This is a genomic window from Rhizobium sp. 768_B6_N1_8, from assembly GCF_051811225.1.
Lineage (GTDB): Bacteria > Pseudomonadota > Alphaproteobacteria > Rhizobiales > Rhizobiaceae > Rhizobium.
In genome coordinates this window covers 3,459,572-3,483,110 of sequence record NZ_JBPWPV010000001.1, presented here as the reverse complement: position 1 = coordinate 3,483,110, position 23,539 = coordinate 3,459,572, and the positions used below count along the sequence as shown (strand labels likewise).

At 61.1% G+C, this 23,539-nt stretch carries 24 protein-coding genes; 12 read left to right on the top strand and 12 right to left on the bottom strand.

Features of this window, described 5'->3' with window-relative positions; translation table 11 throughout:
• Positions 1–48: 48 nt before the first annotated feature.
• Positions 49–879 carry a glycoside hydrolase family 16 protein gene (locus AB8B33_RS18010; protein WP_439016397.1) on the top strand — a complete coding sequence of 277 codons (831 nt, stop codon included), beginning with the start codon at positions 49–51 and terminating at the stop codon, positions 877–879.
• On the opposite strand, the gene AB8B33_RS18005 is transcribed toward AB8B33_RS18010, so the two are convergent.
• The gene (locus AB8B33_RS18005; RefSeq protein ID WP_439016396.1) at positions 876–1,757 is read right to left on the bottom strand and encodes a LysR family transcriptional regulator; all 882 of its coding nucleotides are present in this window, start codon (positions 1,755–1,757) and stop codon (positions 876–878) included. The two genes, AB8B33_RS18010 and AB8B33_RS18005, sit on opposite strands and share 4 nt — an antisense overlap.
• A gap of 93 nt (positions 1,758–1,850) precedes the next feature.
• On the opposite strand from AB8B33_RS18005, the gene AB8B33_RS18000 reads away from it, so the two are divergent.
• From AB8B33_RS18000 to AB8B33_RS17990, 3 genes are read left to right on the top strand one after another with little or no spacing between them, the layout of a single operon-like run.
• Positions 1,851–2,636 carry an SDR family oxidoreductase gene (locus tag AB8B33_RS18000; RefSeq protein WP_162748009.1) on the top strand — a complete coding sequence of 262 codons (786 nt, stop codon included), beginning with the start codon at positions 1,851–1,853 and terminating at the stop codon, positions 2,634–2,636.
• Between the two features lie 10 nt (positions 2,637–2,646).
• Positions 2,647–3,351, top strand: a complete 705-nt coding sequence (locus AB8B33_RS17995; protein ID WP_113322662.1) for a ribonuclease activity regulator RraA — start codon at positions 2,647–2,649, stop codon at positions 3,349–3,351.
• Positions 3,348–4,274 carry a dihydrodipicolinate synthase family protein gene (locus AB8B33_RS17990; protein WP_439016395.1) on the top strand — a complete coding sequence of 309 codons (927 nt, stop codon included), beginning with the start codon at positions 3,348–3,350 and terminating at the stop codon, positions 4,272–4,274. The genes AB8B33_RS17995 and AB8B33_RS17990 overlap by 4 nt, the downstream gene beginning before the upstream one ends.
• Before the next feature lie 111 nt (positions 4,275–4,385).
• Here the strand turns inward: AB8B33_RS17990 and AB8B33_RS17985 are convergent, their stop codons facing one another.
• From AB8B33_RS17985 to AB8B33_RS17975, 3 genes are all read right to left on the bottom strand, one after another.
• Positions 4,386–5,357 carry a D-2-hydroxyacid dehydrogenase family protein gene (locus AB8B33_RS17985; protein WP_439016394.1) on the bottom strand — a complete coding sequence of 324 codons (972 nt, stop codon included), beginning with the start codon at positions 5,355–5,357 and terminating at the stop codon, positions 4,386–4,388.
• A 107-nt stretch (positions 5,358–5,464) separates the two neighbouring features.
• A complete protein-coding gene (locus AB8B33_RS17980) occupies positions 5,465–6,661 on the bottom strand; it encodes a LysR family transcriptional regulator (RefSeq protein ID WP_439016393.1) in 1,197 nt (398 codons plus the stop codon).
• A 31-nt stretch (positions 6,662–6,692) separates the two neighbouring features.
• Positions 6,693–7,613, bottom strand: a complete 921-nt coding sequence (locus tag AB8B33_RS17975) for a methylenetetrahydrofolate reductase (RefSeq protein WP_439016392.1) — start codon at positions 7,611–7,613, stop codon at positions 6,693–6,695.
• A 508-nt stretch (positions 7,614–8,121) separates the two neighbouring features.
• On the opposite strand from AB8B33_RS17975, the gene AB8B33_RS17970 reads away from it, so the two are divergent.
• The 5 genes from AB8B33_RS17970 to AB8B33_RS17950 all read left to right on the top strand — a co-directional run bounded on the left by AB8B33_RS17970 (position 8,122) and on the right by AB8B33_RS17950 (position 12,468).
• Positions 8,122–9,081 (top strand): VOC family protein, encoded by a 960-nt coding sequence (locus AB8B33_RS17970; protein ID WP_310386049.1) that lies wholly within the window; start codon positions 8,122–8,124, stop codon positions 9,079–9,081.
• 3 nt (positions 9,082–9,084) lie between these two features.
• Positions 9,085–9,813 carry a PIG-L deacetylase family protein gene (locus AB8B33_RS17965; RefSeq protein WP_310386047.1) on the top strand — a complete coding sequence of 243 codons (729 nt, stop codon included), beginning with the start codon at positions 9,085–9,087 and terminating at the stop codon, positions 9,811–9,813.
• Entirely contained in the window at positions 9,813–10,484 is a 672-nt protein-coding gene (locus tag AB8B33_RS17960; protein WP_310386045.1) for a 4-carboxy-4-hydroxy-2-oxoadipate aldolase/oxaloacetate decarboxylase, read from the top strand. The genes AB8B33_RS17965 and AB8B33_RS17960 overlap by 1 nt, the downstream gene beginning before the upstream one ends.
• On the top strand, positions 10,477–11,535 hold the full coding sequence (locus AB8B33_RS17955) for a 4-oxalomesaconate tautomerase (protein WP_439016391.1): 1,059 nt from the start codon (positions 10,477–10,479) through the stop codon (positions 11,533–11,535). The genes AB8B33_RS17960 and AB8B33_RS17955 overlap by 8 nt, the downstream gene beginning before the upstream one ends.
• A gap of 66 nt (positions 11,536–11,601) precedes the next feature.
• Entirely contained in the window at positions 11,602–12,468 is an 867-nt protein-coding gene (locus AB8B33_RS17950; protein ID WP_113319577.1) for an NAD(P)-dependent oxidoreductase, read from the top strand.
• A 153-nt stretch (positions 12,469–12,621) separates the two neighbouring features.
• On the opposite strand, the gene AB8B33_RS17945 is transcribed toward AB8B33_RS17950, so the two are convergent.
• From AB8B33_RS17945 to AB8B33_RS17935, 3 genes are read right to left on the bottom strand one after another with little or no spacing between them, the layout of a single operon-like run.
• Positions 12,622–12,948 carry a YciI family protein gene (locus AB8B33_RS17945; RefSeq protein WP_113319501.1) on the bottom strand — a complete coding sequence of 109 codons (327 nt, stop codon included), beginning with the start codon at positions 12,946–12,948 and terminating at the stop codon, positions 12,622–12,624.
• Positions 12,948–13,790, bottom strand: coding sequence for a class III extradiol dioxygenase family protein (locus tag AB8B33_RS17940; RefSeq protein WP_439016390.1), 843 nt, complete (start codon positions 13,788–13,790; stop codon positions 12,948–12,950). The genes AB8B33_RS17945 and AB8B33_RS17940 overlap by 1 nt, the downstream gene beginning before the upstream one ends.
• Complete coding sequence (locus AB8B33_RS17935) at positions 13,783–14,838, bottom strand: alpha/beta fold hydrolase (protein ID WP_439016389.1); 1,056 nt, start codon at positions 14,836–14,838, stop codon at positions 13,783–13,785. The genes AB8B33_RS17940 and AB8B33_RS17935 overlap by 8 nt, the downstream gene beginning before the upstream one ends.
• A gap of 198 nt (positions 14,839–15,036) precedes the next feature.
• Between AB8B33_RS17935 and AB8B33_RS17930 the strand changes: the two genes are divergently transcribed.
• From AB8B33_RS17930 to murA, 3 genes are all read left to right on the top strand, one after another.
• Positions 15,037–15,771, top strand: a complete 735-nt coding sequence (locus tag AB8B33_RS17930; protein WP_439016388.1) for a GntR family transcriptional regulator — start codon at positions 15,037–15,039, stop codon at positions 15,769–15,771.
• Positions 15,772–15,926: 155 nt separating this feature from the next.
• A complete protein-coding gene (gene ligM / locus AB8B33_RS17925; RefSeq protein WP_439016387.1) occupies positions 15,927–17,339 on the top strand; it encodes a vanillate/3-O-methylgallate O-demethylase in 1,413 nt (470 codons plus the stop codon).
• 202 nt (positions 17,340–17,541) lie between these two features.
• Positions 17,542–18,855 carry a UDP-N-acetylglucosamine 1-carboxyvinyltransferase gene (murA, locus tag AB8B33_RS17920; protein WP_439016386.1) on the top strand — a complete coding sequence of 438 codons (1,314 nt, stop codon included), beginning with the start codon at positions 17,542–17,544 and terminating at the stop codon, positions 18,853–18,855.
• Between the two features lie 2 nt (positions 18,856–18,857).
• Here murA and AB8B33_RS17915 read toward each other — a convergent pair whose 3' ends face one another.
• Genes AB8B33_RS17915 through AB8B33_RS17895 form a run of 5 tightly spaced genes read right to left on the bottom strand, consistent with a single transcriptional unit; the run spans position 18,858 to position 23,420 of the window.
• Positions 18,858–19,556, bottom strand: a complete 699-nt coding sequence (locus AB8B33_RS17915) for an ABC transporter ATP-binding protein (RefSeq protein ID WP_113319506.1) — start codon at positions 19,554–19,556, stop codon at positions 18,858–18,860.
• A complete protein-coding gene (locus AB8B33_RS17910) occupies positions 19,556–20,302 on the bottom strand; it encodes an ABC transporter ATP-binding protein (protein WP_439016385.1) in 747 nt (248 codons plus the stop codon). Before AB8B33_RS17910 ends, AB8B33_RS17915 begins: the two co-directional genes overlap by 1 nt.
• Positions 20,299–21,333, bottom strand: coding sequence for a branched-chain amino acid ABC transporter permease (locus AB8B33_RS17905; RefSeq protein WP_439016384.1), 1,035 nt, complete (start codon positions 21,331–21,333; stop codon positions 20,299–20,301). Before AB8B33_RS17905 ends, AB8B33_RS17910 begins: the two co-directional genes overlap by 4 nt.
• Positions 21,330–22,190, bottom strand: coding sequence for a branched-chain amino acid ABC transporter permease (locus AB8B33_RS17900; RefSeq protein WP_439016383.1), 861 nt, complete (start codon positions 22,188–22,190; stop codon positions 21,330–21,332). The genes AB8B33_RS17905 and AB8B33_RS17900 overlap by 4 nt, the downstream gene beginning before the upstream one ends.
• Positions 22,191–22,244: 54 nt before the next feature.
• Positions 22,245–23,420 (bottom strand): ABC transporter substrate-binding protein, encoded by a 1,176-nt coding sequence (locus AB8B33_RS17895; RefSeq protein ID WP_439016381.1) that lies wholly within the window; start codon positions 23,418–23,420, stop codon positions 22,245–22,247.
• Positions 23,421–23,539: the final 119 nt, after the last annotated feature.

The window sequence follows — 23,539 nt, the reverse complement described above, 5'->3', positions numbered from 1 at the left end:
GGCTCCCAAAACCCCACAACGGGGTCGAAATCTCCTGGAGGGAGAAACATGCACCACACGAAATTTGCCGGAAGATTTGCGCTTCTTATCGTCATCGGCCTTTTCGGCCCACCAAGTCCGCGGCCGAGCGAGGCAGAAGAGCCGCTCAATCTCGACGATTTTCAGCTGACCTTTGCCGAAGACTTCAACACGCTCGATGCTTCGGCCTGGGGCGAGAACGGATCGCGCTGGATCGCGCATACACCGTGGAATGGCGATTTCGGCGATGCTCAGTTTACCGACCCGATGGACGGTTTCCCTTTTACGGTCAATGACGGCATCTTGCGGATCGAGGCTCGGAAGGATGTGGATGGTAAGTGGCGCTCCGGCCTGCTTGCCTCTACCAATCCGAAGGGCGAAGGCTTCTCTCAGACGTTCGGTTATTTTGAAGCGCGTATGAAGCTGCCGCCCGGCAAGGGCGTCTGGCCGGCTTTCTGGCTGATCGGCCTCGACCGGTCCAAATTTACCTCGGAAATCGACGTGATCGAATATTACGGCCGTGCGCCCGGCGAGTTCAGCATGGGCTATCATGTCTGGCGCCCGAGCAACCAGCACACGACGGACGGCCATCTGACGAATGTGCCCGAAGGCTCGCTCAGCAGCGACTACCACACTTTTGGCGTCGATATCGGCCCGCAGAAATCGACCTTCTATCTGGATCGTAATCCCCTCTGGAGTTTTGATACGCCGCCGGAATTCCAGATGCCCTTCTATCCGCTGGTCAATCTTGCGCTGGGGTCAGGCTGGCCGATCGATGAAACGCCGAACCCGTCCTATCTGCTGGTCGATTATATCCATGTCTATCAGCGCAAGAACCTGATTTCGGCCAAAAACGATTAGGGCCGGATGGCGGTCTGCGAGCGTTTGAGCGCGTCGAGTACGATGCCGGTCAACCGGCGCGATGGGGAGCTGCGCGGCCAAAGCATCCCGACCTCTCGCGGTGGAAAGGGCACGGGCAGTTCGAGGACAGCGATGTTGAGGCCTTCCGGCCAGGGTCTTACCCAGTCCGGCACCAGCGAGACGCCGAGCCCATTGGCGACCATGACCGAGATCGCTTCGAGGGAATCGAGTTCCAGACGTTCAGCCGGCTTCAAACCCTGTCTTTGAAGATATTCGTCGGCAAGGCGGCCGCCCCAGTTGTTCCGGTCGTAGCGGATGAAGGGGCGGGTCTTCAGGAGTTCGTGCGGGTTCTCGCCCCGGCAATCGGCAGGCGCTACAAGAACCAGACGTTCGGCCCGCAGCAGTTCCCATTCCAATGTTTTCGGTATCGAAAAAGGTGGCTTTACGATGATCGCCGCGTCGATATCCCGGTCTATCAGCCGCTGGTAGAGATCGGTCGACGGGCCTGGCAGCAGGAAGACCTCGACCAGCGGCATGGTAGCGAAGACTTCATGCAGGGCTGAGGGCAGCAGCCCGGTCAGCGCAGTCGTGATGGCGCCGAGACGAAGCTCGCCGGAAGGCAGATCGGCATTGGCAAGGCTGCGCAGATCGCGGACCTCTGCGAGGATCCTGCGGCTCTTTTCGATGATGGCGTGGCCGGTATCGGTCGGGCGGACACGGCGGCCAACCCGGGTCAGCAGCGGCACGCCGACATCGTCTTCCAGCGCCTGCATGCGCTGGGCGACCGCGGCCGGCGTGATACCGAGGCGGCGGGAGGCTTCGGCCAGCGATCCGAGTTCGGCAACCAGCAGGAAGGTATCGAGAAAGCGCGTTTCCATAAGAAAAGTTTTTCTATCTTCTGAAACTGGAAAAAGCGAGATTTTTCTTCTTTTCGTGATCGCCATAATGCTGACGAAACCGGAGTATCTGCCTTGGATATGCAATTGAATGGAAAGACCGCGCTGGTGTTCGGCGCTGGTGGTGGTTTGGGTGGCGCGATTGCCCGCTCGCTGGCCTCGGAAGGCGTTCGCGTCGCCGTTGCCGATATCGATGAAGCCGCGGCCAGGAAGACGGCGGAAGGCATCGTTTCCGCTGGAGGGAAGGCGCTGGCGATCGGCTGGGATATCGCCGATCTCTCTGTTATCGAGGCGAGGCTGGCTGTGATCGCCGATACTTTTGGGGCCGTCGATATCCTCGTCAACAATACGGGCGGACCGCCACCAACACCGGCCTCCGGTCAATCGGCGGAAACCTGGTCGAAATATTTCGACATGATGGTGCGTTCGGTGATTGCCGTGACGGATGCCGTATTACCCGGCATGAAGGCGCGCGGTTGGGGCCGTGTCATTACGTCCACGTCATCTGGCGTCGTGGCGCCGATCCCCAATCTGGGTATTTCCAACAGCCTGCGTCTGGCGTTGGTCGGCTGGTCGAAGACGCTCGCCCGTGAGATCGGCCGCGATGGGATTACCGCCAATATCGTGCTGCCGGGGCGCATCGCGACCGGCCGCATTACTTTCCTCGACGAGCAGAAGGCGAAGCGCGAAAACCGGCCGGTGGAAGAGGTGACGGCGGAGAGCACAGCCGCCATTCCTGTCGGGCGTTACGGCCGGCCGGAGGAATATGGCGACACGGTTGCTTTTCTCGCCAGCCCGCGCGCATCCTATATTACCGGCTCCGTCATCCGCATCGACGGCGGCCTCATCCAGAGCATATGAGGTGCAATCCATGTCTCTAGATCCAGCCGTTATCGAAACTCTGAAGGGCGTCTCCACGGCGACTCTGACAACCGTGCTTCTGAAAAAGGGGCTCAGGAATGTGTGGATGCGCGGTACAAAGCCGCTAAGGCCGGGCCAGGAGCGGGTGGTCGGCCCAGCCTTCACGCTGCGTTTCGTACCGGCGCGTGAGGATCTGGCAACGCCCGAAAGCTGGGCTTCGCCGATCTCCACGCGGGCGGCGATCGAGGATATGCCCGAGGGATGCATTGCCGTGGTCGATGCGATGGGGGTGCAGGATGCCGGTATCTTCGGCGATATTCTCTGCGCCCGGATGATGAAGCGTAAGGTCGCGGCATTGGTCAGCGATGGTGTGGTGCGCGATCTGGAAGGCGTGCTTGCGAGCGAGTTGCCCGTCTGGTGCGATGGCATGGCTGCGCCGCCCTCCGTCGCCGGGCTGACCTTCGTCGGCTGGCAACAGCCGATCGCCTGCGGTGGTGTTGCTGTTTTCCCCGGCGATATCGTCGTTGCCGACAAGGACGGCGCCGTGCTTATCCCAGCCGCCTTGCTCGATGCGGTGCTTGCCGAAGCGCCGGAACAGGAGCGCATGGAAGGCTGGATCATGACCGAAATCGACCGGGGCGTGCCGCTGCCTGGTCTCTATCCCATGAACGCGGAAACGAAGGCACGCTATCAGGCGTGGAAGGATGCACAATGAGCTTCGGAACGGACGCAATGGGCGTCTATGCAATTGCAACCACGCCATTCCTGCCTGATGGTACTCTCGACGCGCCGTCAATCGACAGGCTGACCGACTTCTATCAGGACAGCGGCGTTACCGGCATGACCATCCTCGGGATCATGGGTGAGGCGCCGAAGCTTGAGCCTGCGGAATCGCGGGCAATCATTCGCCAGGTGGTCGGCCGTTCAAGAGTGCCGGTCGTTGTCGGCGTCTCTGCACCTGGCTTTGCGGCGATGCGTTCGCTCGCCCGCGATGCGATGGATATGGGGGCTGCCGGCGTGATGATCGCGCCGACGCCGGCGCTTCGCACCGATGAGCAGATCGTCCAGTATTTTGCGCAGGCTGTTGAGGCCGTCGGCACTGACGTTCCGTGGGTGCTACAGGATTATCCACTGACGCTGACGGTCGTCATGTCGGCCAGCGTGGTTGCCAAGATCATTTCCGATCATCCCTCCTGCGTCATGCTCAAGCACGAGGACTGGCCGGGGCTGGAGAAGATCTCAAAGCTGCGCGCCATGCAGAAAGCCGGCGAGCTTCGGCCCTTCTCGATACTCTGCGGCAATGGCGGCATGTTCCTCGATTTCGAGCCGGAGCGTGGTGCTGACGGCGCCATGACCGGCTACGGTTTCCCGGACATGCTTGTCGAACTGGTCAATCTGTTTGCTGCGGGAAAACGCGATGAGGCGCATGATCTCTTTGATGCCCATCTGCCGCTGATCCGCTACGAGCAGCAGCTCGGCGTCGGCCTTGCCGTCCGCAAGCAAGTTCTCATGCGCCGGGGCGTCATCACCTCGGATGCGCAGCGCAAGCCTGGAAGCGCGCTCAGTGCAACGGCACGGGCTGAGGTCGATTACCTGCTGCGCCGCCTTGCGCGGCACGATCCTCGCGCACCGGTCTGACGAACAAGGCTCCCCGCGGCAAAGCGGGGAGCCTTGTTGTTCAAAATGCACCGCCGCTCGCTCGATGGCGGCGCTCGCCTGCGAGGCAATGTGTAAGCAGTCGTTCCCACTCTACTTCGGAGAATTCAGAACCCGGACCGGTTTTCCGTCGATCCACGCGGCGATATCCTCCACGGCATCCCGATAGAAGATGCGATAGGTTTCCTCCGTCACATAGCCGAGATGCGGGGTCGCCACGACATTGGCGAGCCGCCGGAACGCGTGGTTTGCGGGTAGGGGCTCCTCGTCGAAGACATCAAGGCCGGCGCCGCCGAGATGGCCGCTTTCCAGTGTTGTGACCAGTGCCTGCTCGTCGACAAGTGGTCCCCGGGATGTGTTGAGAATTATGGCACCCGGTTTCATGCGGTCGAGTTCGCGCTTGCCGATGATGCCTTTTGTTTCAGCATTGAGGGTGAGATGCAGCGTGACGATATCGGCGGCGGATAGCAGTTCATCGAGGGAGGCGGCGTAGCCGATACCGAGATCGGCACTTTTCTGCGGCGTGTTGGAGCGCGACCAGCCGATGACGTTCATGCCGAAGGTGCGGCCGTAAGTGGCGACCTGCTGGCCGAGCTTGCCGAGGCCGACGACGCCGAGTGTCAGCCCCCTGAGGTCGCGCCCGACGGAGAGTTGCCACGGATTTTGCGCTGCGCGGAAATTGGCGACTTCCGAGGGGATATGGCGAACCAGCGCCATCAGCAGCGCCCAGGTGAGTTCAGCGGCTGAGCCGACAAAACCGCGCGTGCCGGCAACCGTGATGCCGAGGCGGGTGGCAGCGGCCATGTCGATCGAGGCATTGGCCATGCCGGTCGTGATCAGCAGTTTCAGCTTCGGCAGCCGACCGAGGCGTTCGGCGTCGAAAGGGGTGCGTTCCCGCATGGCGATGATGATGTCATAGTCCGCCAGCCGGCCGATCAGCGTGTCGGTATCGGCTATATGGTCGTCGAAACGGTTGATCTCGACCTTCGCCTCGATGCCGCTCCAGTCGGCCATGGAGAGGGCGACGCGCTGGTAATCATCGAGAATGGCACAGCGTAAAGGCATTCGAAGAACTCCATGAAATATCGGTGTTTGGCGCCCTGGTCAGAGAACCATTATCGCATATTCCGAGGATATGGTGGCCGCTCGCGCAATCGTGAGAGAGGCATAGGCTAGTCGAGTTCTGCCGAATGCCCTCTGAGTAAAGCCAGAAACTCCGCCTGAAGGGCCGTCGGCAGCCAGTGGCGGCGCAGCGTGACACCGACGGGGCGGCGCGAATCCGGCAGCGGATAATCCATCGCGGCGAGAAAGCCTGCCTCTAGCTCATAGCGGATCTGATGGCGGGAGAGCAGGGCGAGGTGATCGGACTTCAGGAGCACGCCCCTGATGGCATTGAGCGAGCCGGTCTCGACGCTCTGACGGGCAGGCTTGTCCTTCGGAAAGGTTGCTGCCACGGTGTTGAAGGTTTCGCGCGAGGGCGTGTCGCGGCGGGCGACGACCCAGGGGTAGTTTGCGAGATCGTCAGGGCTGATCTCCCGGCGCTGCGTCAGGGGATGGTTGGCCCGTCCGACGACGCTGAGATCGAAATCGAAGAGCGGTTCCTGATGCAGCGTTTTCGAGATGAGGCTTCTGCGCAGCGCGCCGACGAGGATATCGATACGGCCGCGCTCGAGATCGTCGATCAGCACCCCGTAGCTGCCCTCCACGATTTCGAAGCGCGAGAGCGGATAGCGGCTGGCGAGAAGTGCGACTACGTCGGGCACCAGGAAGGTTCGGGTCAGTGGCAGGGTGCCGATCGAGATACGGCCGGCATAGTGATTGCGTGCCTCCAGCAGCTCGTGGCGAAGGTTTTCGAATTCAGAAATCGCCAGGTTGAACCAGCGGGCGGCGGAAATGCCTGCAGCCGTCAGGCGGACATTGCGACCGGAATTTTCGAAAAGGGAAATGCCGATGACGACTTCGGCTTCGCGAGCGGCGCGTTGTACGGCCGGTTCCGATTGCTCCAGCATGCGGGCAGCGGCGCTGAAGCTGCCATGTTCGGCAAATGTCGCAATGGCGCGCAGGTGCGGCCATGTGAGGCGCATCTCGACAACGCCGATTGCCGCTTTTGCAGCTGGTCCGCAGGCCTGACGGATAAGACCAAGAAGGCGACGAAACCGCTGTTGGGCGATCTTGCCTGCTGCCGTCAGCGTCATGGCGTCGCGTTCGACCAAGGTTGCGTCCAGAAGCTCTTCCAGGCGCCGCAAGGCCTGGGATGCTGCAGGCTGGGTGATGCCGAGAATGGCTGCGGCTGATGTCAGCGAGCCGGTCTCAGCGCAGGCGACGAACAGCCTGATATGTCTGATATTTGGATGGTTGGGCGTCGGCATGGCTCTTCCTGAGGACCCGGGGAGGGGCTTCTCAGGGTAGCGCGACCGATGTTTCGACGGAACGGTGTTTGTTCATCCAGTCTGCCGCCACCTGGATGCCGCCGAGCGGGAAGATATGCAGTTGGCCGATGAGGCTTTCAGGCTTTTCTGCTTTGTGATCGGCAAAGGCAGCGACCAGATCGGTCGGCTCGTAGGGCAAGAGCAGCTTGCTCATGTCCATGGCGCGCTTCTGCAGCACCTTGATCGAGGGGCCAATGCCGCAGGAGATTGCGTATTTGATCAATGTCTGCAGCTTGGCTGGACCGGCAATGCCGACATGAATGGGCATGGTGACGCCGGCTGCCTGGATGCGTTCCGCCCAGTCGATGACAGGCTGAGGATCGAAGGTGAATTGAGTGGTGATGGCAAGCTGCGCATCGGTACGCGAGGCGAAATCCTGTTTCCAGAGCAGTGCCCGATCGGCCAGGGCAGTTGATCCGTCCGGATCGACATCACGGCTGCCTTCCGGATGACCGGCAAAATGCAGATGCGTGAAGCCGTGATGGTCGAAAAGCCCGGTCTCGATCAATTGTGTGGAACTGTGAAAATCGCCTACAGGCGTGTTCCTGCCGCCACCGAGCAGGAGAGCCTGGCGGACATCGGCTTCGCCCCGATATCGTTCCAGCCAGTCCGCCAATGTGCTGACAGCGGGAATACTGCGGGCCGGGAGATGCGGCATGACTGCAAACCCTTGTGCGCTTAGCCGCCTTGCCGTCGCCACCATATCGTCGATCGGGGTGCCGTCGAGATGAGCGATATAGACTCGGGTCCCCGTCGGCAGGAATGCACGAAAGTCATCGATCTTAGCGGCCGTACGTGGCATGACCTCGATCGACCAACCCTCGATCATGTCGGCGAATTCCGGCTCAGGAGTGCGTTCCCTGGATTTGCCGGCAAAATTCAACAACACCATTTCATTACTCCCTTCGGCACTCCTCTACGCCTCTCAGAATGTATACATAAAGAAATCTATTTCAATCCAGATGAGTCAATTTCGGGTGAAATTGCGATAAATCTGCAGATATCTCGATCTACAGGTATTCATTTAACTCGAAAAGAACAGGAACGTGCCTGTCGTGTAGGCGGCGCATTCGCTCCGGCCGCGTCAAGAAATCCGGGCAGGGCCGCTAAAGGCGGCATCGAGGGCCTCGACAATTATATCGAGCTGAAAACCATCCATTTTGTCTAGGTCCGGGCAGGGTGGACGGTCGCTAGAGCAGGGCTTGGCAGCCGTCCTTTCAGCCCACTTCTGCCCCTATCTGTAACCTCAGCTTATGACCCGTCAGCAGAACGAAGTTGCCTGCTGCTGCCAACCTTCCTAGTATTTTCAATGGCAGGCGGACGTGGAGGCGTTCGCCTGCGAGGAGGATCATCATGAGATTTTTGAAAGCCGGTGAGGCCATCGCCTGGGAGCCTGCCGGATGACCGAGCCCTGTTTTGATGTCGCCCATCTCGGTCATGTGGAACTCTACAGCGACCGTTTCGACGAGAGCCTGGATTTCTTCACGCGGGTCTATGGGCTCACACCCAGCCTGATTGAAGATGGCGTCGCCTATCTGCGCGCCTTCGACGATTATGAATTCCATACGCTGAAACTGGTTCGGCATCACACGACCGGCGTAGGCCATGTCGGCTATCGCACGTCGTCTCCGGAAGCCCTGGAGCGGCGGGTGAAGGTGATCGAGGAAATGGGCTGTGGCCTTGGCTGGGTGGACGGCGACGCGGGACATGGCCGCGCCTATCGCTTCACCGATCCGGATGGTCATATTTTCGAGCTCTATTACGAAACGCATGTCTATGAGGCGCCCGAAGGGGAGCGTCCAGCGCTGAAGAATATCGCCCAGCGCTATCATGGGCGCGGCGCCAGTCCGCGCCGGCTCGACCACCTGAACCTGCTCGCAAGCGATATCAGGGCAATCCGCGACTTCATGACGAAAGCGCTTGGCAGCCGGGTGACGGAGCAGATCCAGCTCGACAATGGCCGGCTTGGAGGCTGCTGGTTCACGGTCAACAACAAGACCTATGACATCGCCTATTCCGAGGACCATACCGGTGCGAAGGGTCGCTTCCATCACGTGACCTACGCGGTCGACCAGCGCGAGGACATTCTGCGCGCGGCCGATATCTTTCTGGAGAACGGCGTCCATATCGAAACCGGGCCGCACAAGCATGCGATCCAGGGCACCTTTTTCCTCTACGTCTGGGAGCCAGCGGGCAACCGTGTTGAGCTCGCCAATGCCGGCGCGCGGCTGATCCTCAGGCCCGATTGGCCGACAGTCACCTGGACGGAGACGGAGCGCAAGAAAGGCCAGGCCTGGGGTCTGAAGACGATCGAGACATTTCACACGCATGGCACGCCACCGGTGGCGAGGAAGGACTAGTTCATGGCAAAGACGGCCTTGGTCATCAGCGCGCATTCGGCGGATTTCGTCTGGCGCTGCGGCGGTGCGATCGCGCTGCATCAGGAAAAGGGTTACGAGGTGACGGTCGTGTGCCTCTCCTACGGCGAGCGTGGCGAGAGCGCCAAGCTCTGGAAGAATGCCGGGATGACCCTGGAAAAGGTAAAGGCAGGGCGGCGTATCGAAGCGGAAAATGCGGCCAAGGCGCTTGGCGTGCACGATATCCAGTTCTTCGATCTCGGGGACTATCCGCTGGTCGTGGATCAGGAGGCAAAGTATCGGCTGGTCGATGTGATCCGTGCCGTGCAGCCGGAATTCATGCTCAGCCACTCCAAGTGGGATCCCTATAATACCGACCATATGTACGCGACACAGGTGGCGCTCGAAGCGCGGATGATCGCGCAGGCCTGGGGGCATAAGCCCGGCGAGAAGGTCCTTGGCGCGCCGCAGCTCTATCTCTTCGAGCCGCATCAGACAGAGCAGATGGAATGGAAGCCCGACGTCTTCCTCGATATTTCACCGGTCTGGGAGAAGAAATGGGCGGCGATCCAGTGCATGGAGGGGCAGGAGCATCTCTGGCACTATTACAAGAATGTCGCCGAGAACCGCGGCAATCATTTCATGCGGAATTCCGGGGGCCAGTCGGGCGGCCGCAAGGCAACACATGCCGAGGGCTTCCAGTCGGTGTTCCCGCGAACGGTGGATGAACTCTGATGGGCGTCGTCGTTCAGAACATCGAGAGGGCGGAACAATCCGTTATCGATCGTCTCGCTGCCTGCGGGGTGGCGACCGTGCATGAGGCGCAGGGCCGCAAGGGCCTGCTCGCAAGCTACATGCGACCGATCTATCCGGGTGCGAGGATTGCGGCGAGCGCGGTGACTATTTCCGCCCCTCCGGGCGACAACTGGATGCTCCATGTGGCTATCGAGCAGATCAGAGCGGGTGATATCCTGCTGCTTGCGCCAACCAGCCCCTGCGAGGACGGTTATTTCGGCGATCTTCTGGCGACGTCTGCCATGGCGCGTGGCTGCTGCGGGCTGGTGATCGATGCCGGCGTACGCGATGTTGCCGATCTCAAGACGATGAACTTTCCCGTTTGGTCGAAGGCGATCTCTGCGCAGGGGACGGTCAAGGAGACGCTAGGCTCGGTCAATATTCCCGTCGTCTGCGCCGCTGCACTGGTCAATCCAGGTGACGTGATCGTTGCCGACGATGATGGCGTCTGTGTCGTGCGGCGGGAGGAGGCTGCTGACGTTGCCGGCAAGGCCGAGCAGCGGGTCGCGGCGGAAGAGGAGAAGCGCCGGCGGCTTGCCGCAGGCGAACTCGGGCTTGATATCTACAAGATGCGCGAACGGCTGACGGAGAAGGGGCTGAAATATGTCTAGGGCCGCCGCGCAAGACGGCGTTCGCTGCATGTGGATGCGCGGCGGCACCTCCAAGGGCGGTTATTTCCTGGCTGAGGATCTGCCCGAGGATCGCGATGGATTTCTGCTGCGCGTGATGGGCTCGCCCGATCCGCGACAGATCGACGGCATGGGAGGTGCCGACCCGCTGACCTCTAAGATCGCTGTCGTCCAGCGGTCCGAGAGGCCCGGCGTCGATATCGACTATCTTTTCCTGCAGGTTTATGTCGACGAGCCCATCGTCACCGATGCGCAGAATTGCGGTAATATCCTTGCCGGCGTCGGGCCTTTTGCCATTGAGCGCGGCCTGATCGAGGCCGAGGATGAGCAGACCGAAGTCCGCATCTTCATGGAAAATACCGGGCAGGTCGCCACCGCCAAGATCGCCACGCCGGATCGCCGTGTGACCTATGCGGGTGACGCTCGTATCGACGGCGTGCCGGGCACGGCGGCGGCGGTGCCGATCACCTTTGCAGATACGGCAGGTTCAAGCTGTGGAGCCCTGCTGCCGACCGGCCATGCCGTCGATATCATCGAGGGTGTCGCATGCACGTTGATCGATAATGGAATGCCCTGTGTCGTCATGCTCGCCAGCGATCTCGGCATCGATGGGACGGAAACGCCTGATACGCTCGAAGCCGATGGAAACCTCAAAGCAAAACTTGAGGCGATCCGGTTGAAGGCAGGGCCGATGATGAATCTTGGCGATGTCGCGAAGAAATCCGTGCCGAAGATGACCATGGTTTCGTCGGCAAGAGCTGGTGGCGCGATCTCGACACGCACCTTCATTCCGCATCGCTGCCATGATGCGATCGGCGTGCTCGGCGCCGTCAGTGTGGCGACGGCCTGCCTGCTGCCCGAAGGGCCGGCGGCAAAACTGGCTGTCGTGCCCGATGGCAACGAGAAACTGATCTCGGTCGAGCATCCGACCGGGGAGATGAGTGTGGTCGCGAGCGTCAGGGACGGTGTCGTGACCGATGCTGCAGTGCTGCGGACCGCCCGTAAGCTTTTCGACGGATATGTCTTTGCGTGAATGCTGCTGCACTTTGTTGCTGATCAACAAGGACAGGCCGTCATATCCGCAAAACAGGAGGCTGAGATGAGGATCGGGTTTCTAGGTTACGGCGAAGCGGCGCGAGCTTTTCACGAGGGCTTGAGCCGGCCGGGCCTGAGCTTCATCGCCTATGATATCCTGCTTGCCTCGGGCGGCGAGGCCGTGCGCGAAGCGATGCGGAACCGCGGCGCCGATATTTCCGAGACCATTGCGGGGCTCTCGGAAGCGGACTGGGTGTTCAGCGCCGTGACTGCCGACCAGAGCCTGCTTGCGGTCGAACCGCTGCTGCCGCATCTGCGTCAGGGGCAGGTGGTGATCGATATCAATTCCGTGTCTCCCGGCCGAAAACGGGGGACAGCTCTCGCTGTAGAAGCGGCGGGCGGCGATTATCTCGACATGGCGGTCATGGCGCCGGTTCACCCGCGCAAGCACCAGACGCCCGTACTGCTCGCCGGTGCTCCGGCTGAGCGGCTGTTGCCGGAGCTTCTGGGTTTCGGCTTTTCGGCAGAGATTGCGGGGCCGGCAGCCGGTGCTGCAACAGCGATCAAGATGGTACGTTCGCTATTTGTGAAAGGGCTGGAGGCGATCACTGTCGAGGCCTTGCTCGCAGCAAAGGCATCCGGCTGTTACGAGGAAATCCTCTCTTCGCTTTCAGGGTCTTTTCCTGGTCTCAACTGGCCGCAATTTGCCGAATACCAGATGGAGCGTACGACGCGGCACGGGCGTCGGCGAGCGGCGGAGATGCGCGAAAGCGCTGCGACGCTCGATGCGCTTGGGCTTCGAGGCGGCTTGGCGATGGAGATTGCCGAGGTGCAGGAGCGCATGGGTGCTTGCGGCCTCGGCCAGACTGGCGAGCTGGAAGAAACTGTCCGACGTGCGCTGGAATTGCGGTTGAGGCCTCACAGGGGATGAGCATCCGAGGTCGGGATCGTAAGGCCCGGATGAGGGGGCCGTAGCTCACAAGCGACCGTCCCTCTCGGTCCGATCGTTCCCTCTCTTGCTTTGCCAGCCCCCTCATCTGCCCCTCTCCGGGGCACCCCTCCCGCTCGTGGCGGAACTAAAACTCTATGTCCTCGGTGTCATCGGATCACGGATGCGTCCGGCCTGGAATGTCGCAGGCAATGGCGTGAGTTCGATCTTTGCCACAATGCCTGCCCTGTTGAAAGGGTCGCCCTCTGCAAAGGCTGTCGCTTCGGCGATACCAGCCGTTTCCAATATGCCGAAATTGCCGATCGAGGTCCCGCCGTCATCGAGCAGGGCAGAGCCGATCAGCACCGTAGCGAGGCCTTCACCGCCGGATTGCACCCAGGCGCGATGGGCCGGGCGGTGCAGGTCGCGGGCGCTATCCTGCCCGGAATGATGCAAGCAGCGCATGAGGAAGAAGGCGGGCATCAAGCGGCGTTTTCCAGAACGATCATGCCGGCACCGGTCATGGAGGCAGGGGCATGATAGTGCTTGTGGACGAGGTTTACCTGCTCGTTCATGGCGGCACGCATGACCAGCCACATGATGAGCTCTGCGCCTTCAGAACCGAACTGCTCGACATAATCCTCGCGGCTCATGGCGCGATAAGGTTCAGGATTGGCAGCAATGCCGTCCAGCCAGGCGCGATCCGCCGTCTGGTTGATGAAGCCGGCGCGGGCGCCTTGAAGCTGATGCGACAGGCCGCCGGTGCCGAGGATGACGACGCGTTCGTCACCCGGCCAGCTTTCGATCGCCTCGCGCAATACCTTGCCCATTTCCCAGCAGCGCTGCGGGGTGGGGATCGGATACTGGATCGTGTTGACCCAGATCGGCAAAACCTTGACCGGCCAACGCTCCGGCCGGCCGAAAAAGAGTTCCATCGGCACCTGCAGGCCGTGATCGACCTCGATCTCGCGGCAGACCAGCGGATCGAAGTGGCGCTCGACCAGCTTGTCGACGAAGTGCCAGGAAAAATCGACCGCACCTTCGAAGGCGGGAATGGACCGTGGTCCCCAGCCTTCATCGACCGGCTGATAGGTTTCCGCCACGCCGACGGCGAAGGTCGGTACGCGATCGAGGAAGAAGCTGTTGCCGTGATCATTGAAGACGACGACGGCGATATCGGGTCTCGCCTCGCGCATCCATTGCTTGCCTGCCTCGTAGCCGTCGAAGAAAGGCTTCCAGTCCGGCGTGTCGCGCAGGCCCTTGTCGAGTGCCGCACCGATTGAGGGAACGTGGCTCGTTCCGAGGCCGCCGATGATCTTAGCCATTTCTTTTCTTCCCCAGTCTTTCATAGAGGAAATCCTCATGCGACATGCCGGCCTGTGCAGCGCCGATCTGAGTGATCGGCGTCGGGTCGACAGCGGCGATCTTCAGGATGAAGAACAGGTTGCCGCCGAGGCGCACCATCTCGTGCCAGTCACGTCTTTTGACGGCGGATTTTTCCTCATCGTCCAGGCCGAAGCGGGCGAGATAGGCATCCTCATCCGCCTTGAAGGCGTCGCGGTTGGCGGGCTGACCAAGCGCCATCGCCATCTTGTTGAGCTGGTAGCCACGGATCGAGCCGGCCCGATCAAAGAGCGGTGTATCGGGAATGGTCACGGTATTCTCAAGCATAATTCCTCCAAATCTGCGCATCAGCCAGCTGGCGATTGCGGCCGTAACTTCGACTGGCCGCTCTACGGGTGCGAAGTGGCCGGCATCTTCGATGATGACGAGTTCTGTATCGGATGCCGCGTCCGCGATTTCCTGATGCTGGACGATCGGGCTCCAACCATCGTGGCGCGCTGCGACAAGCAGAATGGGACAGCCGAGTTCGGCTATATAGGCGCTGGCGTTCGGTCGGTTGATCAGCGCGCGGATCTGCCGCTCATGCATATCGGGATCGGCTCGCAGGACCATGGCGCGCAGACTGGCGATGAGTTCCGCATCCGCCAGCCGGGTTGGGCTCAGCATGGGCGGCAGCCACTCGTCGGCCAGTTCTTCCATGCTGCGGTGGGCAAGGTCGATCATCTGCTGGCGTCTGATTTCCTCGCCGTCGCGTTTCGGGTGATGGCCGGTATTGGCGAGCACCAGGCCGCTGACGCGCTCCGGTGCGATGCGTGCCATTTCCATGGCGACGCGCCCGCCCATGGAATGACCGACCGCAATGAGATCGCCGTCGGTGGCAGCGAGAATGCTTTCTGCCATGGTTGATATCGAGGAGGTGAGAGAGACGTCGGCTGCATGCACAGCCATGTGCTGCGCGACAGCCTCGGCAAGTGGCGCCCATACAATGCTGTCAGACACGAGCCCTGGAATGAGCACGAGCGTTGCCATCGATTTTCCTCCCACAAAGCAGACATCATAAATGTATACATTTTGTCAAGTGATCGGTTGATATGCTATGACAATTGCCGTACTTCGCGGGCAGCGCCTCTCAGTATGCATACAAGTATGTGCTAGAGTGATAGCTTGAGGTGGGGTTTTGTATGCGTTCGCGCTGTTATATACATTTAGCCGGGATTGGAGGCGCCGATGAAGCAGAGTGAAGCCGCAACGCATGGCCGTCGCGCCGTTATCGAGTTGCGGGAAAAGATTTTGAGCGGCGAACTTCAGGGTGGCACGCGCCTCTTCGAAGTGCCGTTAGCGGAGGCGCTCGATATTTCACGCACGCCGGTGCGCGAGGCGATGTCGCGGCTGACGGAGGAGGGGCTGCTCGATCGTCTGCCAAATGGCGGTTTTGTGGTCCGTCGCTTCGGCTTTGCCGATGTGGTCGATTCCATCGAGGTGCGCGGTGTCATGGAAGGCATGGCGGCAAGGCTCGCTGCCGAACGAGGTGCCACACCTGATGCGCTCGAGGATATCCGGCAGACGGTGCTCAAGCTCGACGCCTGTTTTGGCGAGCAGCTCGACGATGTCGATTTCGACGCCTATTCCGACCTGAACGAAAAATTCCACCATCAGCTTGCGGCGCTTGCCGGTAGCGAGATCATTCGGCGTGAGGTGGAGCGGGCAAGTTCGCTGCCCTTTGCCTCGCCGTCGGCCTTCCTGCCCGACAAGGCTGATATCGCCGCCTTCCGCCGTTCGCTGCGCTCCGCACAGGACCAGCACAAGGCGCTCGTCAGTGCGATCGAAGCGCGCGAAGGCAGCCGCGCGGAAGCGATCGCCAGGGAGCACGCACGGACGGCGCGGCGTAATCTTGAATACATTCTGGCGGAGGACCCAACCCTGATCGAGCAGATCAGGGGGCTTGCGCTGATTCACCGGTAATTTCAGATAATTCGCGCTTAACAGGGCGGCCTATGGCCGCCCTTTTTCATTTTTGGAGCATTGAACTGGGTGCCGCCGGGAGAAAATAGGCTTGCAATCTGATCACATTGGGCATTTCATGTATACATTATCGCATGCCAATGGGAGGATATCAGGTGGCGAGATCGAACCTATCCGAAGTTTTGAAGTCGGCCGGCAATACGGTGGAGTTGCTGCGCAATTCCAAGGTCGGCATGTATGTATACCCGGTCGTGGCGGCCGAGTTTTCCAACTGGCGTTCGGAGCAGGCCGCGTGGCGCAACTCCGCCGTCCTCTTCGATCAGTCGCACCATATGGACGAGCTGACCGTCGAAGGCCCGGACGCGGAGAAGTTCCTCGCCTATCACGGCGTCAACTCCTTCTCGAATTTCGATACGAACCGCGCCAAGCATTTCGTGCCGGTCACGCCTGCCGGTCATGTCATCGGCGACCAGATCATCTTCCGTGAGCGCGAAGACAAGTTCATCCTCGTCGGCCGTTCGCCGACTTCCAACTGGCTGATGTTCTGTGCTGCCTACGGCAAATGGAATGTGCGCCTGAAATATGATCCGCGTTCGCCCTCCCGCCCGGAAGGCGAACGGGTGCTGCGCACGCATTACCGCTACCAGATCCAGGGGCCGGATGCCCCAAAGATCTTCGAGAAGATGAACGGAGGCCCGATCCCCGAGGTCAAGTTCTTCCATGTCGACAAGATCAAGGTCGGCTCGAAGACGGTGAATGCGCTGCGCCACGGGATGTCCGGCGCGCCCGGCCTGGAAATCTGGGGCCCCTATGAGGACAAGGCCTATATCCACTCGGTCATCCTGGAATCGGCAAAGGCGGCGGGCGTCGATCTCGTTCGCTGCGGCAGCCGCGCCTATTCCACCAACACGCTGGAATCCGGCTGGATCCCGTCGCCGCTGCCGGCCATCTATACGGGTGACGGCATGCTGGCGGCCTATCGCGACTGGCTGGGCGCCGACAGCTACGAGGCGACGGGTGCCATCGGCGGCAGCTTTGTTTCCAGCAATATCGAGGATTATTACGTCACGCCGTTCGAACTGGGCTACGACTTTTACATCGGCTGGAAGAAGGACGATTTCATCGGCAAGTCCGCACTTGAAAAAATGAAGGGCCAGACGAGCCGTAAGAAGGTAACCTTCGAGTGGAACGCCGAAGACGTAGTCAACGTCATCGCCTCGGCCTTCCGTCCGGGCGAGGATCACTTCAAGTGGATCGATTTCCCGCAGCCGAACTATGCCTCGACCAGCGCCGACAAGATCATGCGCGATGGCAAGATGGTCGGCATGTCGATGTTCAATGGCTACAGCTACAACGAACGCTGCATGCTTTCGCTCGGCGTCGTCGATGCAGATGTCGAGATCGGCGACGTACTGACCCTCGTCTGGGGCGAGCCTGACGGTGGCTCCGGCAAGACGTCGGTCGAGCCGCACAAGCAGGCGGAAATCCGTGTGCGCGTTTCGCCCACGCCCTATGCCAGCGAAGCCCGCGAGAATTACGCCGACAGCTGGCGTAGCAAGAAGGGCTGAAATCCGACACCCATCCACGGTGTTAACGACGGCGCCTGGGAGGGCGCCGTTTTTTATGGATTCGTCTTGGCGCCTTGCCTCTAGCCGTCCACGCACGGCGGCGTTAAAAACAGCCACACTTCCCGATGGGTGATCACTTCGATGTCACAATGACAACGCAGATATGCCCCCTGAAAAATCGAATCGAACAAGGATGACAGCAGTGGCACAGGCCCAGCCGCATGAGCGAATTCAGTACATCGTCGAGGGCGGCCATCGCCTTGCCGGCGAGATCCAACCAAGCGGCAACAAGAATGCCGCCCTGCCGATCATTGCCGCCTCGCTGCTGACCGACAAGCTCGTGCATTTGACCAATGTGCCGCGCATCCGCGATGTCGAGGCGCTGGTCGAGCTGATCCAATCCGTGGGCGCCAAGGCGCGCTGGCTCGGCCGCAACGAACTCGAGATTGAGGCGAGTGATCTCAAGCCGGCTGATCTCGATCCCGGCCTCTGCGCCCGTATCCGCGCGTCGATCCTGCTTGCCGGTCCGATGCTGGCGCGCTGCGGTGAGATCACACTGCCGCCGCCGGGTGGTGATGTCATCGGCCGCCGCCGCGTCGATACACACTTTCTTGCGTTGGAGCAGCTCGGTGCCGAGATCAGCGTCAACGGTTCCTATAGTTTCCGCGCCAGACACCTGCGCGGTGCGGACGTTTTCCTGGACGAACCCTCCGTCACGGCGACGGAAAATGCGCTCTGCGCGGCAGTCGCTGCAGAAGGCAAGACGATCCTGCGCAATTGCGCCTCCGAGCCGCATGTCCAGGATCTCGCACATTTCCTCATTGCCATGGGTGCGAAGATCGAGGGCATTGGAACCAATACGATGATCATTCACGGCGGCGAGCCGCTTGGCGGCGCGTCGCATCGTATCGGCCCTGACCATAACGAAATCGGCTCGCTGATCGGCCTTGCTGCCGTCACCGGTTCTGAAATCACCATCCGCCGGGCGGGCGTGGAACATCTGCGCTCAACGCTGATGACCTTCGAGCGTCTTGGCATCCGCTGCCGCATCGAGGGCGACGATCTCGTGGTGCCGGCGGGGCAGGAGATGAAAATCCAGCCGGATTTCGGCGGGCACATTCCAAAGATCGAGGATCAGCCCTGGCCAGCATTTCCGGCAGACACCATGTCGATTGCCATTGTTACCGCCTCGCAGTGCGATGGCGTGGTGCTGATGTTCGAGAAGATGTTCGAAAGCCGGATGTTCTTCGTCGACAAGCTGATTACCATGGGCGCCCGCATAGTTCTTTGCGATCCGCATCGCGCGATCGTTGCCGGTCCGTCCAAGCTGCGCGCCGCGCAGGTGGAGAGCCCCGATATCCGCGCTGGCATGGCAATGCTGATCGCCGCCATGTGCGCCGAGGGCACCAGCGTCATCAACAATGCCCAGCAGATCGAGCGCGGCTATGAGCGGATCGAGGAGCGGCTGAACGCGCTCGGTGCGCGCATCACCCGTGTACCGCCGCGCGAGGCATAATCTCAGACGCTGAGATGCGCGTCGAGGGTCTCCGGTGAGGCGAGAAGTGCCTCGGACGTGTTGCGGTAGGTGACTGCGCCGCGTTCAAGCACGATGACCTCATCCGTCAGCGGCAGCACCTTGCGAGCCTTCTGCTCGACAATGATCGCCGACATGCCCTCACCGGTGACGATGCGGCGCAGTGCGGCCAGAAGTTCGTCGACGATGATCGGCGCGAGGCCTTCCAGCGGCTCATCGAGCAGCAGGATCTTCGGATTGAGCATCAGGGCGCGGGCGATCGCGAGCATCTGCTGCTCGCCGCCGGAGAGCTGGTTGCCGAGGTTGCGACGGCGTTCCTGCAGACGTGGGAACATCTGGTAGACGCGGCCGACATTCCATGCGCCGGGGCGGGCGCTCGCCGTCAGGTTTTCCTCCACTGTCAGCGAACGGAAGATATTGCGTTCCTGCGGCACCCAGCCGATGCCGAGCGGCGCGCGCTTTTCCGCCCTGAGCCGGGTGATGTCGCGCTGCTGCAGGTGGATGGAGCCGGCGTGGTGGGTGGTGACGCCGATAATGGTGTTGAGCAGCGTCGTCTTGCCGGCGCCGTTGCGGCCGAGCAATGCCAGCGAACGGCCTTCCTCCAGCGAGACATCCACCTTGGCAAGCACATGCGCTTCGCCGTAACCGGCGACGAGGCGTTCGATCCGCAGCAGTTCGGGCATCAGGCATCCTCCCCGAGATAGATGGCCTTCACCTGCGGGTCTTTCGAGATCTCGGCGACGGTTCCCTCGGCAAAGAGCGCTCCGGCGGCGAGTACCGAGATACGGTCTGCGAAGGAGAAGACGAGATCCATATCATGTTCGATCAGCACGGCGGTGACATTGGCCGGCAGCTCGCGGACGATGCCGAGAACCTCGTGCCGCTCCTCTTCGGGAACGCCGGCGGCGGGCTCATCGAGCAGCAGCACCTTCGGCTGCATGGCAATCGCAAGGGCGATCTCCAGCAGGCGCTGCTTGCCATAGGGCAGGAGTGTCGTCGGCGTGCCCATGACATCGACCAGACGAAAGCGTTCCAGCAGTGCGGCGGCTTCATCGGCGACTTCGCGGTCGGCCGAGAGCGGCCGCCAGGCGAAGCGGCCATGGCCCTTGCGTTCGCTGATCGCCAGCATGACGGAATCGAGCGGCGTGAAATCGCCGAAGAGCTGATTGATCTGAAAGGTACGGGCAAGACCCTTGCCGACGCGGCGATAGGAAGAGACACCGGTAATGTCCTCACCAGCGAGCAGGATCTCGCCACTGTTCGGTGTCAGTACGCCGGTCAGCAGGTTGATGATCGTCGTCTTGCCGGCTCCGTTCGGGCCGATCAGGGCATGGCGGGCACCTTGGCGGATCTGCAGCGAGACATCGTTGGTGGCGATGAAGCCGCCAAAGCGCTTGACGAGATGACGGGTTTCGAGGGCGAGCGTCATTTGCTTTCCTCCGCGACGGTTTGCTGCATGCCGGCTTCGCGCTTGCGGGCCGAGCCTGGTAGCAGGGTCTGCCAGCGTGTCAGGCGCTCGCGGCCGACCAGAACGATGATGATAAGCACGAGGCCGATCCAGAACATCCAGTATTGCGGCGTGATGACCGACAGCCAGTTGCGCAGGATGGAGAAGATCACCGCGCCGAAGACGCCGCCATAGAGATAACCGGCGCCGCCGATGACCAGCACCAGCAGCACTTCGGCTGAACGGTGGAAAGCGAGCACGTCCGGTGAGACGAAGCTTGTCGTCTGGGTCAGCAGCGCGCCTGCGATACCGGCATAGGCCGCCGAGATCGTGTAGATCGCGACGATGCGGCGGGTAGGCGAGATGCCGAGCATGGAGGCGCGGCGCTGGTTGCGCTTGATCGCCTTCAGCGACAGGCCGAAGGGCGAATTGACGATGCGACGGGCGATGTAGGTCAGAGCGACAAGCACGATAAGGCAGTAGACATAGCCGGTACGACCCCAGAGATCGAATTCGAAATAGCCGAGGATCGGGTTGATAATGATACCGCTGAGCCCGTCAGCGCCGCCGGTAAGCCAGGCCGCCTGATTAACCGATTCGGCAAGCAGCATGGCGACGCCAAAGGTGGTCATCAGGCGGGTGAGATCGGAACCGCGCAACACAAGGAAACTCGTCAGGAAGCCGAAGAGGCCGCTGACAAGGCCAGCCGCCAACAGGCCGATCACCGGCTCGCCGGAGACATGGACGGCAAAGAGGCCTGCTGCGTAAGCGCCGAGGCCGAAGAAGGCGGTGTGGCCGAGCGAAACGATGCCGGCATAACCGAGGATAAGATCCAACGAGATGGCAAAGAGCGCCAGGATGGCGATCTCCGTCAGGATCAGCATCTGCGATGGCAGAACGAAGATCGCGGCGATGGCCACCAGCCACAGCGCGAATTCCCAGATCTGCCAGCGGCCGGCGTGCCTCAGGAGCCCCATGGCCTGCTTGGAGGCGTTGTTGCGTTCGCCGCTCATCGGCCGCCCTCCCGGGAGAAGAGGCCATGGGGCCGAAGGATCAGTACAAGGATCATCACGGCATAGATGATGAAGGCGCCGAGTTGCGGCACGTAATATTTGCCGGCGACGTCGGCGATGCCGAGCAGAAGTGCTGCGATGAACGGGCCGGTGATGGATGAGGTGCCGCCAACGGTGACGACGATCATGAAATAGATGAGGTATTTCAGCGGAAAGTTCGGATCGAGGCCGAGCAGTTCGGTGCCGAGTGCGCCACCAAGGCCGGCGAGACCGGAGCCGAGCGCGAAGGTCAGCGCGAAGATGACCGAGACATTGATGCCCATGCCGCGGGCGACGCGTCCGTCATCGACGGCCGCACGTAGCTGGCTGCCGAAGCGGGTTCGGGTGAGCGCCAGTTGCAGCGCGACCGTCAGCACCGCGCAGATGACGATGATGAAAAGCCGGTAGCGGCCGATATCGATACCGAGGAAGTCGAAGCGGCCGCTGAGTTCAGGTGGCAGGTTGATGAGTTGCTGCTGCCCGCCCATGAAATAATCGATTGCCGCGATCGCCATGAAGACGAGGCCGATCGAAAACAGCACCTGATCGAGATGCGAAGCCGAATAGAGGCGGCGGTAGAGCAGCCGTTCCAACACAACGCCGGCAAGCGCCGTGACGATGAAGGCCGCCGGCAGGCACCAGTAGAAGGAGATGCCGTACCTATTCATCATGATGACGGTGACGTAACCGCCTGCCATCGCAAAGGCGCCATGCGCCAAATTGACGAAATTCATCAGACCCAGCGTGACCGACAATCCGCAGGCGAGAACAAAGAGAAGCATGCCATAGGCGATGCCGTCGAACAGGATTGTCAGCATGAGACCTCACTGCATCCAGGCGGCGGAATTGCTTCCGCCGCCTGTTTCCTGGGCTTACTTGGCAGCCGTATTCGGATCGTGGATCTTCGGGTAAGTCGCGAACTCGACATTGTAGAGTTCGCCATTCTTCTCCTTGACCTCGCGCATGTAGATGTCCTGCACGATGTCGCGGGTATCAGGATCGATGGTGATAGGCCCGCGCGGGCTGACGAATTCCATGCCCTTCATGGCGTCGACAAGCTTGGTGCCGTCAGTATCGCCGCCAGTCTTTTCGAGGGCGGCATAGGCGACATGCATGGCGTCATAACCGCCGACCGACATAAAGTTCGGGCGCATGTTCTTGTTGGCCTTGCGGACTTCGGCGACGAAAGCCTTGTTTTCCGGGCTGTCGTGGTCGGTCGAATAGAAGTGGCCGGTGATGACGCCCTTAGCGGCCGGCCCCATGCCGTTCAGGAGGTCGTCATCGGTGACGTCGCCAGTGGCGATCAGCTTGATGCCGGCATCTGCAAGGCCTCGATCGATGAACTGCTTCATGAAGATCGCGCCGACACCCGAAGGCACGAAGACGAAGAGGGCATCCGGCTTGGCATCACGTACACGCTGAAGGAAGGGTGCAAAATCGGGGTTCTGCAGGGGAACGCGGAGTGCTTCGACAACCGTGCCCCCTTCCTTCTTGAACTGGTCGGTAAAGCCCTTTTCGATGTCGATGCCCGGACCGTAATCGGTCACCAGCGTGACGACCCGCTTCAGATTGTTCTGGACGGCCCACGTGGCGACCGGAACGGCGGATTGCGGACCGCCCATAGAGGTGCGCACGAAATAGGGCGACTGCTTCATGATGGCCGAGGTCGTGGCCGAGGTGATGATCGCCGGAACCTTCGCTTGGTTGAGAACCGGGGCGACACCCATGGCAAGCGGCGTCAGGCCGAAACCGACCAGCATCTTGACGCCATCATTGACGACGAGTTCCTGGGCGATGCGGCGGGTCTGGTCGGCAGTGCCGGCATCATCACGCAGGACGAGCTCGACCTTCTTGCCTGCAACCGTATCGCCGTTGATTGCCATGTATGCGCGAGCGCCGGCCTCGACCTGGCGTCCGGTTGAGGCGAAAGGGCCGGTCATCGGCAGGATCACGCCGATCTTGACTGTTTCCTGTGCAAATGCAGGCGCTCCGGCGAGTGTGGCGAGCGCAGCGCCAGCTACGAATAGTCTTCTTGAAAACGAAACCATGTATACTCCTCCCAATGTTGTGCACCATATCTCTCTCCCGGAGACATGCCCGCGACCTGAGCGTTTTCCCTCGCTCCTCCGAAGAAAACGCCGCCATCGCGAAAATTGCTCAGCAAGTC

Excerpts from the sequence above, each read along its gene's own strand:
- AB8B33_RS17945 (WP_113319501.1), bottom strand. The coding sequence starts at position 12,948 with ATGCCCGCCTTCTTCCTCATGCGCTGCTTGCATCATTCCGGGCAGGAT.
- AB8B33_RS17910 (WP_439016385.1), bottom strand. The coding sequence starts at position 20,302 with ATGACGCTCGCCCTCGAAACCCGTCATCTCGTCAAGCGCTTTGGCGGC.
- AB8B33_RS17935 (WP_439016389.1), bottom strand. The coding sequence starts at position 14,838 with ATGGCAACGCTCGTGCTCATTCCAGGGCTCGTGTCTGACAGCATTGTA.
- AB8B33_RS17895 (WP_439016381.1), bottom strand. The coding sequence starts at position 23,420 with ATGGTTTCGTTTTCAAGAAGACTATTCGTAGCTGGCGCTGCGCTCGCC.
- AB8B33_RS17985 (WP_439016394.1), bottom strand. The coding sequence starts at position 5,357 with ATGCCTTTACGCTGTGCCATTCTCGATGATTACCAGCGCGTCGCCCTC.
- AB8B33_RS17965 (WP_310386047.1), top strand. The coding sequence starts at position 9,085 with ATGGCAAAGACGGCCTTGGTCATCAGCGCGCATTCGGCGGATTTCGTC.
- AB8B33_RS17960 (WP_310386045.1), top strand. The coding sequence starts at position 9,813 with ATGGGCGTCGTCGTTCAGAACATCGAGAGGGCGGAACAATCCGTTATC.
- AB8B33_RS17975 (WP_439016392.1), bottom strand. The coding sequence starts at position 7,613 with ATGGTGTTGTTGAATTTTGCCGGCAAATCCAGGGAACGCACTCCTGAG.
- AB8B33_RS18010 (WP_439016397.1), top strand. The coding sequence starts at position 49 with ATGCACCACACGAAATTTGCCGGAAGATTTGCGCTTCTTATCGTCATC.
- AB8B33_RS17980 (WP_439016393.1), bottom strand. The coding sequence starts at position 6,661 with ATGCCGACGCCCAACCATCCAAATATCAGACATATCAGGCTGTTCGTC.
- AB8B33_RS17995 (WP_113322662.1), top strand. The coding sequence starts at position 2,647 with ATGTCTCTAGATCCAGCCGTTATCGAAACTCTGAAGGGCGTCTCCACG.
- AB8B33_RS17915 (WP_113319506.1), bottom strand. The coding sequence starts at position 19,556 with ATGCCCGAACTGCTGCGGATCGAACGCCTCGTCGCCGGTTACGGCGAA.
- AB8B33_RS17970 (WP_310386049.1), top strand. The coding sequence starts at position 8,122 with ATGACCGAGCCCTGTTTTGATGTCGCCCATCTCGGTCATGTGGAACTC.
- AB8B33_RS17930 (WP_439016388.1), top strand. The coding sequence starts at position 15,037 with ATGAAGCAGAGTGAAGCCGCAACGCATGGCCGTCGCGCCGTTATCGAG.
- AB8B33_RS17905 (WP_439016384.1), bottom strand. The coding sequence starts at position 21,333 with ATGAGCGGCGAACGCAACAACGCCTCCAAGCAGGCCATGGGGCTCCTG.
- AB8B33_RS17900 (WP_439016383.1), bottom strand. The coding sequence starts at position 22,190 with ATGCTGACAATCCTGTTCGACGGCATCGCCTATGGCATGCTTCTCTTT.
- AB8B33_RS17990 (WP_439016395.1), top strand. The coding sequence starts at position 3,348 with ATGAGCTTCGGAACGGACGCAATGGGCGTCTATGCAATTGCAACCACG.
- AB8B33_RS18005 (WP_439016396.1), bottom strand. The coding sequence starts at position 1,757 with ATGGAAACGCGCTTTCTCGATACCTTCCTGCTGGTTGCCGAACTCGGA.
- AB8B33_RS17940 (WP_439016390.1), bottom strand. The coding sequence starts at position 13,790 with ATGGCTAAGATCATCGGCGGCCTCGGAACGAGCCACGTTCCCTCAATC.
- AB8B33_RS17955 (WP_439016391.1), top strand. The coding sequence starts at position 10,477 with ATGTCTAGGGCCGCCGCGCAAGACGGCGTTCGCTGCATGTGGATGCGC.
- AB8B33_RS17950 (WP_113319577.1), top strand. The coding sequence starts at position 11,602 with ATGAGGATCGGGTTTCTAGGTTACGGCGAAGCGGCGCGAGCTTTTCAC.